The sequence below is a fragment of the Planococcus glaciei genome (assembly GCF_900099655.1).
Lineage (GTDB): Bacteria > Bacillota > Bacilli > Bacillales_A > Planococcaceae > Planococcus > Planococcus glaciei.
Genome location: NZ_FNDC01000002.1, coordinates 187,916 through 200,311 on the forward strand (window position 1 = coordinate 187,916; position 12,396 = coordinate 200,311).

The 12,396-nt window shown below is 48.0% G+C and carries 10 protein-coding genes and 1 pseudogene; 10 read left to right on the forward strand and 1 reads right to left on the reverse strand.

The window, feature by feature from the left end; genetic code table 11:
- Window positions 1-172: 172 nt before the first annotated feature.
- From BLQ32_RS04305 to BLQ32_RS20010, 10 genes and pseudogenes are all read left to right on the forward strand, one after another.
- A complete protein-coding gene (locus BLQ32_RS04305) occupies window positions 173-1,855 on the forward strand; it encodes an LptF/LptG permease family protein (protein WP_074509357.1) in 1,683 nt (560 codons plus the stop codon).
- A gap of 113 nt (window positions 1,856-1,968) precedes the next feature.
- Window positions 1,969-3,096, forward strand: coding sequence for a CAP domain-containing protein (locus tag BLQ32_RS04310; RefSeq protein ID WP_036802216.1), 1,128 nt, complete (start codon window positions 1,969-1,971; stop codon window positions 3,094-3,096).
- Between the two features lie 140 nt (window positions 3,097-3,236).
- Window positions 3,237-4,316 carry an AI-2E family transporter gene (locus BLQ32_RS04315; RefSeq protein ID WP_074509358.1) on the forward strand — a complete coding sequence of 360 codons (1,080 nt, stop codon included), beginning with the start codon at window positions 3,237-3,239 and terminating at the stop codon, window positions 4,314-4,316.
- A 125-nt stretch (window positions 4,317-4,441) separates the two neighbouring features.
- Window positions 4,442-4,894, forward strand: coding sequence for a MarR family winged helix-turn-helix transcriptional regulator (locus BLQ32_RS04320; protein WP_074509255.1), 453 nt, complete (start codon window positions 4,442-4,444; stop codon window positions 4,892-4,894).
- Window positions 4,895-7,519: an MMPL family transporter gene (locus BLQ32_RS04325; protein WP_074509256.1), complete on the forward strand. Its 2,625-nt coding sequence runs from the start codon at window positions 4,895-4,897 to the stop codon at window positions 7,517-7,519.
- A 627-nt stretch (window positions 7,520-8,146) separates the two neighbouring features.
- Window positions 8,147-8,599: a hypothetical protein gene (locus BLQ32_RS04330; protein WP_036807819.1), complete on the forward strand. Its 453-nt coding sequence runs from the start codon at window positions 8,147-8,149 to the stop codon at window positions 8,597-8,599.
- Window positions 8,599-9,054, forward strand: a complete 456-nt coding sequence (locus tag BLQ32_RS04335; protein WP_074509257.1) for a GNAT family N-acetyltransferase — start codon at window positions 8,599-8,601, stop codon at window positions 9,052-9,054. The genes BLQ32_RS04330 and BLQ32_RS04335 overlap by 1 nt, the downstream gene beginning before the upstream one ends.
- A 120-nt stretch (window positions 9,055-9,174) precedes the next feature.
- Window positions 9,175-10,203, forward strand: coding sequence for a F0F1 ATP synthase subunit beta (locus BLQ32_RS04340; RefSeq protein ID WP_074509258.1), 1,029 nt, complete (start codon window positions 9,175-9,177; stop codon window positions 10,201-10,203).
- A gap of 434 nt (window positions 10,204-10,637) precedes the next feature.
- A pseudogene (locus BLQ32_RS20105) lies at window positions 10,638-10,817 on the forward strand (serine hydrolase); the annotation flags it as partial.
- A gap of 144 nt (window positions 10,818-10,961) precedes the next feature.
- Window positions 10,962-11,933: a serine hydrolase domain-containing protein gene (locus BLQ32_RS20010; RefSeq protein ID WP_074509359.1), complete on the forward strand. Its 972-nt coding sequence runs from the start codon at window positions 10,962-10,964 to the stop codon at window positions 11,931-11,933.
- Between the two features lie 239 nt (window positions 11,934-12,172).
- On the opposite strand, the gene BLQ32_RS04350 is transcribed toward BLQ32_RS20010, so the two are convergent.
- Complete coding sequence (locus BLQ32_RS04350; RefSeq protein WP_036807810.1) at window positions 12,173-12,373, reverse strand: cold-shock protein; 201 nt, start codon at window positions 12,371-12,373, stop codon at window positions 12,173-12,175.
- Between the last annotated feature and the right edge of the window lie 23 nt (window positions 12,374-12,396).

Here is a 12,396-nt window from a genome sequence, read left to right on the forward strand (position 1 = left end):
CAGCAACCTTCCATTTCAATAAAACGAACTTCATTTAAGCGGTTTCCTTTCAGGAAGCCGCTTTTTGTCCTGGCTGCTGCGGCTGGAAAAGTTTCTTTAGTGAAACTTATAAGAGGCCCATCCGTATAGTTAACTAGTGGAAATCCAATCGGAATTTAAAGGGGAATTTATTGTGGGAAGTATCTTGTTGTTTGCAGCTATTGCATCTCTTGTTGCTGCTTTAATCATTGTGCCGCTGGCAGGGAATGGGAGAAGATCCGGGAATTCGTCCGGGTCGGTTGTGGTTCCCGGACTGGTTTTTGTTTTTATTGTGGGACTACTATTGATCACTGGCTATTATTATTTCACGAATGCAGACCGAAGCCTAATGTCGCTTTGGCCAATCGTGCTTATTGCGGCGGTGCTCGGAGCCTTGTTCTCAAGTGGAACGGAGCAGAAGGTGAAGTCGGTGCTGGCAATCGGGGCTTTGGCGCTTGCCGTCTATATTTTGTCGGCGCCGCTGTTTAACGCAACGGAAAAATACGAAGCTGTACAGATGGAAGAGAAAGAAGAAATCGAAGCTTTTGATGAAACGCAGACGCCGGCCAGTGTGCCGCCGAAGTTTGCGCGCAATAAAATGAAAAAAGCGTTCGGCCAAGTGCCGGACACGAGCTATTACGAACTCGGAAGCTTGCAGGTCCAAAAAGTCGGTGGGGAATATGTCTACATCGCTCCTGTGGAATTTTCCGGATTTTTCAAATGGTGGAACGGGGATTCGACGCCTGGCTACTTCACGATGAGTGTGACCGACGCCTCGGCGAATCCGAAGTTTGTGAAAGCGGAGATGGTGTATACGCCGTCCTCTTATTTCAATAAAAACATCGAGCGCCATATGCGCCTTGAAAATCCGGAAGCGATTTTTTACGGCGATTCGCAGCTGGAAATTGACGACGACGGAAAGCCGTTTTATATCCGTTCATACGGCAATTTTATTTCTGCCCGCAACGGTTTTGCCGTTCAAGGCATCGTAGCTGTCGATCCGGCTACCGGCAAAACGGAAACCTATTCGCTTAAGGAAGTTCCGGCGTTTATCGACGGCGCGGTTTCTCCGGAGTCGGTCAGCCTGGAAAACAGCTACTACGGGAATTATATCCACGGGTTCTGGAACAGCAAATTCGGCAAGAGAGATGTAAAACTGCCATCGGATGAAGGAACGGAAGCGAATGTCAGCCCCGTTTTCGATGCAGAAGGGCACATGTATTATTTCACCGACTTTACCAGCCCGAAAGAAGGCGTCGATTCGATGCTCGGCTATTCCTTGACGAATGCCCGCACGGGGGAATCCACATACTTCACCGGAAATATGGAAGATTCCTATATGGACTCCCAAGGGAATTTGCAGATCATTGAGAAGCAATTCATCGAAAAACAATGGTCGGGCGAAATGCCGGTGCTTTACAATTTCTACGAAGAAGCCAGCTGGCTGACGCCGGTACTCGATTCGAATGGCTTTTTGCAGAATTACTTTATCGTGTCGGCTGCCAATCCGGAAATTTCCGTTTTTGCCGGCACGCCGAACGAAGCCCTTCAGTTGTATAAAACGGCGCTTCAGCGCGGAGGCAGCACAGTGGATGGCAGTTCGGGCGCAGAAGAAGCTTCGGCTTCCGGCGTGGTAGAACGGGTCTTCAAGGAAAAAACAGGAGACTTTACGGTCGTGTCTTTCCTGCTGGAAGATGGAACGAACTTTATCGTCTCTTCTGAGAATGTTCCACTGGCGATCTATTTGAAAGAAACCGACCGGGTGCAAGTCACCTACCTGCAAACAGGCGATTTGTTCCTGCCGGTAAAAACAATGGCCATTGAAGGAATCGAATAAACTACAGGAATCCTTCTGCCAAATGAGCAGAAGGATTTTTTCTTTCCGATAGAGAAGCTTATACTTTATAGAATTCTGGTTTCCAATTAAACTGGAGGGAAGAGGTGAGGCACGTGCGAAAAGTGTTTTGGATCATCCTGCTGCTTGTGCTGATTTATTTCGCACGGCCACTGTGGGAAGAGAAGGCAAGTGAATACGTGGATCTGGGCTTTTTGGACAAGTTTGATGCGACGGTTGAACAAGTCGCAAACGGTCCGACAGTATCGGAAGCATTGGAGCAAGCCAAGCAGCTTACCGGCGAAATAAGCGGGCAGCTGCAGTCTTTCGTCAGCGAAAGTTCTGCAGAAATGCCGGATGCTGTCGAGAAGCCGGATTTGGCCGAGACCGAATCGCTGTTTGCTGTCCATAATGTCACGCTCGGCATGGCGAAAGAAGAAGCCCAGGCGAAAGTCGGCTTGCCTCTCCGGTTAATGCGGAACGAATATGGGGCCGATTGGCATAGCTACCATCAAAACTATCAGAACTATGTGTTGTTGTCGTATGACCAGAACGGCAAGGTCAATGGCATGTTCACCAACCAGGACTTGATTTCCTCGACAAAAGGGCTTTCGATGGATTCCAACAAAGCGGAAGTCCGGGCAGCGCTCGGCATTCCGCTGAAGAGCCTGCAAAAAGGCAATGTGCAGTATATTTTGGACACCCGGGAAGAATACGATGTATTTAAAATCGATTCGATATACGTGACGGTATTTTATGACATTCATGAACAAGACACAGTGACAGCCCTTCAAGTTGTGACGGAAGACTTGGAAAAACAGCGGAAGAAAATTTATGCAGCCCCCGATGCTGAACTGAAAGAAGGCTTTGAATTTCTGTTGTTTGAACTGACAAACTCTGCGCGCATCCAACGGGAGCTTCCGCTGTTGAAGTGGGACGAAGCGGCCCGCGCTACAGCCCGCAAACACAGTGAGGACATGGCGGAAAACCGGTATTTCAGCCATACCAACCTGGCAGGGAAATCGCCTTTTGACCGCATGAAAGACGATGGCATTACTTTTTTTGTAGCCGGTGAAAACCTGGCTTATGGCCAGTACAGCAGCATTTTTGCCCATGAAGGTTTGATGAATTCGATGGGACACCGCGAAAATATTGTAAAACCGGATTTTGGCTATCTGGGAATTGGGGCAGCCTTCAATTCGGACAATCAGCCTTATTTCACCGCCAATTTTTTCAACCGATAAAGATGAAGGCATCAGCAGCATTTTTGCTGGTGTTTTTTGTATGGACAGGTCCATGGGGAAAAACTTCCTGGCTGCTGAAAATTCAAGGCTCATTTTCGTGGTAAACTGGGTATACAGAGGAAAGAAAGGAAGTGGGCTATTTGACAAACAAACTTTGGTTCCAAACGGGTGTCGGCATTATACTGGCTTTGGTCATCATCCGTCTATTCATAGAAGTCCAAGCCATCTTTGATCCGTTGTTCATCATTGCGCAAACTATTTTTGTGCCCTTGCTGCTTGGCGGCGTACTTTTCTATCTCAGCCGGCCGCTTCTCCGGTTTTTGCAAAAGAAGCAATTCCCGAAATGGTCAATCATTGTTATTATTCTGGTACTGATTATTTTGGTCTTTTACCTATTTTATGCAATGATCGGACCGATTGTAACGAAACAGGTCAATTCATTGGTCAACAATGCACCTGGCATCATTGAAGATGTTGAACAATACAGCCAGTACGTATTTGACCAGCGAGAACGGCTGCCGGCTTCAATTGAAGAACAGATCAATCAGATGTCAGGGCAATTGGGCGATTGGGCCAGCAATATCGGCTCATGGCTACTGACGTTCCTGGGTAGTTTCATTTCAGGAGTCGTTTCGCTCGTACTTGTACCGTTTTTCTTAATCTATCTTTTGCTGGACCACGAGAAATTCGCGCCGTTTGTGGCCGGTTTCTTTAAAGGGGAGCGCAAAACGTGGATCCGCAAAACCCTGAGTGATGTGGACCACACGCTGCAGTCCTACATCCAGGGCCAGCTGTTTGTCAGCTTTCTGGTCGGATTGATGCTCTTGATCGGCTATTGGATCATCGGCCTCGATTATGCTTTGCTGCTTGCGTTGATCGGCATGGTGACCAATGTCATCCCGTTCCTCGGGCCGTATATCGCAGTCATTCCGGCACTGATTATTGCCGTAGTCCAAGACCCAATCATGGCGGTCTATGTAGCGATTATCATGCTTATTGCCCAGCAGATTGAAAGCAATCTGATTACGCCGAACGTTATGGGCAATGCGCTTGATGTCCATCCATTGACTGTCATTACGCTTATTTTGGCAGCTGGGAATATAGCCGGGTTATGGGGAATCATTCTCGCCATCCCTGTTTATGCAGTGGTTAAGACGATTGCTAAAAACATTTATGCACGCCGGCAGGAAATTCGCGAAACAGCGACAAAAGAAGTGTGATTTTAATCTCCGCAAATTCAATTTGCGGAGATTATTTTTTTTGTCTATAAATCCGATGTGTATTTCTTGACTTCAAATAGTATACCCCCTAAACTAGTGATTATTGGTTGAGGGGGTATACTATTTTGGATGGGCGAATAAAAGAAGCCGTTGATTTGTTTCAAGAAGTAATGCTCTACGGGACGGAACGCGTCATCAAAGCAATTGACGATCCGTTGTGGAAAGAATTTTCCCCGGAACAAATGCAAATGCTTAAGTTGATCAGCAAGGAAAAACGCATCACTTCCAGCAGGTTGGCTGTTTTGCAGGCGGTACATAAAAGTGCGATTTCCAGCAGAATCAAAAAGTTGCTGCAAAAAGAAGTGATCCGCTTTGTTCAAACTGAACAGCAGGACCGGCGTGAAAAATTGATTGAACTGACCGAGCAGGGAGAAAAAGTCCTGGCACAGTCAGATAAAGTGTTAACGGATTACATCGAGAAGTTAATGTCGGAGCACGTGAACGATGAAGAAATTGATCAGTTTCTAACGATTTTCCGCAAGTTGAAAGATATTATTAAAACGGATGGAGTGTCATAAATGAAGACTGTTTTAAAACTGAAATGGCCGATTACAATCGGCATGATCATTTTGACGGTTGCCTTATTCTTATTGGCGCCAAACTTAACAGAGCAAGCTGAAGAAGCTGGGTCCTTCCAGTTATCGCAAGATGCTTCTTCACAAATGGCGGCGACGATTCTTGCAGATGCGGATGCAGCGGACCAGACCATTTCCTTGGTCATCCCGCTTGAAAAAGAGCTCGATGAGCCAATCCGTGAAACTTTGGCCGGCATGGCTAAAGATATAGAAGCTCTTGGCGAACCGGTGACAAGTGTATTGAATCCGGTGGAAAGCGCAGATCTTGAGGAACAATTGGTTTCTGAAGACCAGAAAACAATCTTGATGCCGGTGACAGTTGACGGCACCGATGAAGAAGTGAATGCGGTAGCGGATGAAATCCGTGCAACCGTCATTCCGAAAGACATGACCGCCTATGTAACAGGTGAAGCGATCATCAACAACGACGTGAATATCAGTGCACAGGAAGGGCTGAAACGGACAGAAATCATTACGGTTGTCTTGATTTTCGGTTTATTGCTTGCGGTATTCCGTTCGATTGTGACACCATTCATCCCGCTTGTAGCTGTAGGGATTTCCTATTTGCTGAGCCAATCGATTGTCGCATTCTTAATCGACTGGGTCGGCTTCCCGGTATCGAACTATACCCAAATCTTTTTGGTGGCGATCTTGTTTGGTATCGGAACAGATTACTGCATTCTGCTATTGAGCCGCTATAAAGAGGAATTGTCAGCGGGGCATGGAGTGGAAGAAGCGATTGTCAACACGTACAAGACAGCTGGCCGCACATTATTGATCAGCGGCATCGCGGTGTTCATCGGATTCTTTGCGATTGGTTTCGCGGAATTCCCGATTTTTAAATCCGCAGTAGCGGTAGCCGTCGGGATATTCGTGCTATTGCTTGTGCTGTTTACAGTTGTGCCGTTCTTCATGGCGCTGCTGAAAGAAAAATTATTCTGGCCGGCAAAAAAATCTGCCGGCCATAAAGACAGCAATTTGTGGATTCAAATGAGCAAGCTGTCCATTAACCGTCCGCTGTTGTCGATGCTTGTCGTGGCAGTCATCACGGTGCCTTTGCTGTTTACGTACAACAATTCGTTGTCGTTCAACACGGTGGATGAAATCGGTTCGGAGTACGAATCGGTGAAAGGGCTGCGCGCAATTGAAGACGGGTTCGGCAAAGGCGATTCCTTGCCGATCGAAGTTATCGTGAAATCAGATGAAACGCTGACTACGGAAGCCATTGTTCCGTATTTCGAAGAAGTCAGCCGTGAAATTGAAAAAATTGACGGCGTTGAAGGCGTACGGTCGATAACCCGCCCTACAGGCGAAGTGATTGAGGACCTTTATGCAGACAAACAATTAGGATTGTTATCAGAAGGATTGACGGAAGCAGGCAGCGGCCTCGGAGAAGTGCAGGCCGGGCTGACTGAAATCCAAACTAACTTGGCGGGAATCAGTGAACAGACCCGCGGCGCAAATGGCATTGGCGAAGCCGCTGCAGGGCTTGAGCAGTTGAATAGCCAGCTGGGGCTGGTTACACAAGGGCTGCAGCAAACAGGGAACGTTCAGCAGACAGTTGGTGCTTTGCCGCAGATCAGCGGGGGACTGACTGAAATTCAGCAAGGATTGGCTGGAGCAGCTGGGCAAACCGGCGAACTTGGGGCAGGCTTAACGCAGCTGTCAGAAGGCGTCGGGGCTTCGAACGCTGGCCTTGTGGAAATCCAGAACGGCTTAGCCGAAGCTGCAGAAATGATGCAGAACATGAGCGACAGCAAAACGGTCCGCGATACCGGATTGTTTATTCCGGAAGGGACGCTCGAAGGTGATGAATTCGCTCAAGTGCTGGACCGTTATACGTTTGCAGAAGGTAAGGGCATGAAGATGGAGGTCATCCTATCGGACGATCCGTATTCTCCGGCAGCCATTGACACTACTGCAAAAATCAAAGATGCTGTCGAACGCACCGTGACGGCAACACCTCTTGAAGAAGCAGATATCGCTTACGGCGGCATCTCGAGCATCAACAACGATTTGCAGGATGTATCTTCAAGCGACTTTACGAATACCGTTACCATCATGCTGATCAGTTTGTTCGTGATCTTGGCGATCATGTTCCGTTCGTTGATCATGCCGCTGTACATGATCGGTTCGCTGCTTTTGACGTATTACACGTCGATAGCAATCGCGGAATTGATTTTCGTGAATGGCCTTGGCTACGACGGCATCAGCTGGGCAGTGCCGTTCTTCGGATTTGTCATGCTGGTGGCTCTTGGGGTCGATTACTCGATCTTCCTTCTTGACCGCTTCCGTGAAGAATCCGCAAACGGCGTCAGTGTCCGCGATGCCATGAGAACATCCATGGCTAAAATGGGCACCGTCATCATCACGGCGGCCATCATCCTGGCTGGTACATTCGGCGCAATGATGCCGTCCGGCGTACTCAGCCTTGTGCAGATTGCAACGATTGTCATCACGGGCTTGCTGTTGTACGGTTTGATCGTTCTCCCGCTTCTGATTCCGGCAATTTCGGTATCATTTGACCGCGGCGTCTGGTGGCCGTTCGGCAATAAAAAACGTTCGTAACTAACTATTTTTAGAAAACCTATGCTTCATCCGTTTACAAAAAAGCCGCCCTCGGGCGGCTTTTTTCTGAGCTTGTAGACAAAAGAAATTTTACGCATGATAGTTGAATAAATATCCGATTGGAGAGAGAATACTGGATCCTCCATTACAGCCGGACGCGTTCCGCGGGCTCGCGCCGAACTAACTCGGAACTTGCGTCCCGAGTGGATTTCGGCACTTCACTATCCCGCTGGAGTCGCCGGCTTCCACTCCGGATCCTTAACATGAAGGCTACTAGGGGTGTCGCTATTCCTCTTGAGCTGCCTATTTAAGCTTCAATCGGATGACCATTCTCTTGTGAATCAAAGGGAGACGCCCCAACCGGTTCGGCCACGGAGACTCCTGTGGGACAGCGAAAGCTGAAGACCCCACAGGTGCGAAGCGGCGAGGAGACTGAAGCTGAGCCCACGGAAAGCGAAGTGGCCGATCCGGTTGGTTTTATGGATTTCTATTCATTTAAATTATACTTTGTCTACAGTCTGTATAAAAAAGCCGCCCTCGGGTGGCTTTTTTCTGTTTAATGTAGGATTATGGGAAGCCGTGTTATACTAGGCTAAGAATCAACAATTATGAAACGGGGTAACTATTGTGCTTACATTTGAAGAAAAATTGGCGATCATTGAATCGTTTCCGGAATTGACGCGTAAAGACGTATCAATGAAACGGGTGAATTTTCATTATGAAGAAAGCCTGTATGACAAAAAAATCGTTGTTTACCACTTGCATCCAAACGGCAACGGTTTTGTATATGTCGGCAACTTGCCGCAGTATGAAGCGGACGCCAAAGGCTTTGTCAATATCCGCGAATGTTCCGAGAAAGAACTTCGCAGCATTGTGGCAGACGCATTGGACTATTTGTCTTTAGAGCCGGAACCGCCATACGACAAGACATGGACAAACCGCGACAACGAAAAGCTGGATCTGGTGTATGAAGAACCGTTCTGGAACATTTACACCGGCAAAAATCTGGAAGAAAGCTTCGGCACATTCGACGATGCAGAAAACTACCTGCTCGACCAAGGCTTTAAAGAGCCGAAGTAATGGACATCCGGCGGCTCGGACAAGGCGAAGCACTGCCATTGGACTTAATGCTTGAAGCGGATCCATCAGAAGAGCTGGTGCGCGGATACTCGGCAAAAGGCATGGTGTATGCAGCTGAAATTGATCGGCGCCTGGTCGGTGTATATGCATTGCTGCCATTGTCGGAAACCGTCGTGGAAATCAAAAATATCGCCGTTGCAGAGCCGGAAAGAGGCAAAGGCTATGGCAAAGAATTGGTGAATCATGCTTTGGAAGAAGCGAAGCGCGGCGGCTTTAAGCATGTCGAAATCGGGACCGGAAATTCGAGTTTCGATCAACTCGCGCTTTACCAAAAATGCGGTTTTCGATTGAAGTCGATCGACCGCGGCTTTTTCACTCGCCATTACCCGGAGCCGATTATTGAAAATGGCATCTTATGCCAGGACATGGTGCGGCTTGCATATGAATTGAAATAAAACCTTTCCAAATGGAAGGGTTTTTCTTTTTGGCGTAAATTAAATTACTTTTCAAAGAAATAAATATTGCGCTTTAACGTAATTTAATTTACTATTAGGAGTAACAAGAGGGGGGATTGGATGGAAGATATTCGATTGAACGTGGCGTTGCTCAGAAAACGGGTGCCGAATCTAACGACGGCTGCCAAAGAAGCGGGAATTCGGCCTGCGACGGTTTCCAATTTATGCACAGGAAAAATTGATTTGGGCAAAGCGGAAGTCAAAACTTTAGTGGGATTGGCTAAACTGGCCAATTGTACAGTAGACGAACTCATTATCCGAGGGGAGAAGATGGCGATGATCGAAACAAAGATTAAAGCATTGGATTTTTTCGCACCATTGGTAAAAGGCGGTACGACAGGAATAGTGGCCCGTCCGGGAATGGGACAATTGGTGATTGTAGCAGAATTGCTGCACCGTTTTAAGGAACAGGGTTACCAAACGGTTTACTTGATTCCTGAAAAAGATCATCCCGAATTAGAAGGCATCGTGGAACTGGCAGACCATGTCACCGATTCAGTGGAAAAAACGCTGGAACTGTTAAATCGCTGCGGTGATAAAGCGGTGCTTTTCACAGACAAGCAACGGGTGGATTCAGGAGAGTTGTTCAAACTACAGGAACAATTGGGCACTCAACCGGCTGCAACGCTGCTGGTGGATTTGTCCGGTGAAGTGGTCGATGACGATTTTCCGTTCGGCCCGCTTGAGACGCTTTGGCAGCTCGATGCAGATCTTGCAGCCCGCCACCAGTATCCGGCTTTAAGCCCGCTCCATTCAGCCTCTTCTATATTGGAAGATGCCGAATTGGACGAGCGCCATTTCCAGCTTCGCCAGCGTGCCCAAAAAACCTTGCGCCGTTACCGGGAACTTCGCTCCGTTGCAGCTGCACATGGCATCGAAAGAATCGCGCAGGGCGAGCTGGAAACTTACCGGAGGGGCGAGCGGCTCGAAGCATATTTCACACAGCCATTTTACGTGGCAGAAGAATTTACCGGCCAGCCCGGGGCTTCTGTCGCGCTGGAGCTGACCATGCATGACGTGGACGCCATTTTGAATGGCCAGGCAGATGCCCGGGAACTGGAGGAATTGCAATTTATCGGAACTTTGTAAGGAGCCTTGTGCTCCTTTTTTTTCATTAAAAGAGGAAAAATGAAGTGGATTTCGGTATGCTAAAAGCAAGAGGTGATTTCATGTTCAAGAAAGTGACGTTATATACGAACCGGCTTCATGAAATGAAAGGCTTTTACGAATACCAACTGGGCTTCCGGATTGTTGAAGAAGACGACAGCAGTTTCACGTTGGCAATCGGGGATTCCTTATTGGTTTTTAAAGCATCCGAACGGGCGGCGATCTACCATTTTGCTTTTAACATTCCAGGCAACCAGTACACCTTGGCCAAAGGATGGGCGAGTGCACGCGTCACCTTGAACCGCCAGGAAGGCATGGAAGAAATCTATTACGCCAACTTCAATGCAGATGCGTTTTATTTCCAGGATCCTGCCGGCAATGTGGTGGAGTTCATCGCCCGGCGCCATATTGACCGGATGGGGAATTTCACTGTCGACTCTCTTCTCAATATCAGCGAAGTCAGCATTACAACGGCTCATGTAGAAGAGGTGGGAAGGAAAATCGAAGCGATGGAGATTCCGGTCCGCGGCAATAAAGGAATCGAACCAAACGCGCTGAATTTTCTTGGCCAGGACGATGCCTTTATCCTGTTGGTTGCACCGAAACGGACCTGGTACTTTTCCAAGCAGAAAAGTGAAGTCCACCCACTGTCAATCGAATTGGCGGATGGCCGGCAGATTGATATCTCGGAAGACGGCTTGTTTCAAGAGGTCCGTCCGAGCAATCCGATTGCCGACGGGATGGAAAATATCGACTTTTCAGGAGTTGCGATGCTGAAAAATCAGGAGGTTTGGTCGGTGGCGAAAGGCTTTGCAGACCGTTCAAACGAGCGGCCGAACGCGCTGGATACCCGCTTTGGCATTGCTTCCGGCTGCAAAATTTTCACGGCAACCGCTATCTGCCAACTGGTGGAGGAAGGGAAGCTGTCATTTGAAGATCGTTTGCCGCAGCTCTTGCCGGAATTCTTCCCGAATTTTGATGTGACCATTCACCAGTTGTTGACGCACACATCCGGCATTCCGGATTATTTTGATGAAGAGACGATGGATGATTTTGAAGAAATCTGGGCCAAGCATCCGATGTACTTGATGCAATCGGCTGCCGATTTTGTGCCGCTGTTTAAAGACGAACCAATGAAGTTTACGCCGGGGGAAAGATTCCAGTACAACAATGCCGGCTTTATTGTGCTGGGCCTTATTGTAGAGAAAGCCACTGGGCAATCGTTCACTGATTTTGTGGAAGAAAATATTTTTTCGCGGGCCGGTATGGGAAAGTCGGGGTACTTCCGTCTGGACCGCTTGCCGAAAGAGGCGGCTTTTGGTTATATTGAAGAAGAAAATTCGTGGCGGACCAATCAATACGCGATTCCAGTCAAAGGCGGACCAGACGGTGGAGCATTTGTAACGGCCGGCGACATGGCCGCTTTTTGGGAGCGCTTGATGGATTTCACGCTGCTTTCTGAAGAAATGACGAAGACCTTGCTTTCGCCGCATGTAGCATTCGATGTCCATGCTTACGGCTACGGTGTCTGGATTGCCCGCAGTGAAGAGGCTGTAGTAAAATACCATGTTACCGGATACGATCCAGGAGTCAGCTTCCACTCCGGCTATTATCCGGATGCGCAAACCGTTTTGACGGTCCTGTCGAACAAAGGAGAAGGCGCTGCTGACGTCATGAAATTGATAGAAGATGCAGCGATGAACGGTAAATAAGAGAAATTTTAGAAGGGGTGAGGGGCATGAGCGGCAAAAACCTAGCTATTGGAATAGTGGTCGGCACCCTTGTAGCGTGTGCATTAATCTACTTTGGATTCCAGCTGTATTTCACGATGAATCCAACCCAGTAAACAAAAAAAGGCTGCCGAATTTTCTCGGCAGCCTTTTACTTGTCTAAAAAAGAACATGAAAAATGGACTCCCCATAAAGGGAGCCCATAAAAAGTTAAGTTAAAATTAAGCTTTAACTACGTTAGTAGCTTGAAGACCGCGTTGGCCTTGCTCGATATCGAAAGTAACTTCTTGACCTTCTTCTAAAGATTTGAATCCTTCGCTTTGAATAGCTGAGAAGTGTACGAATACGTCGTCTCCGCCTTCGCGCTCGATGAAGCCGAATCCTTTTTCTGAGTTAAACCATTTTACTTTACCTTGTTCCATGTGTGTTTCCTCCTCGTATGCGT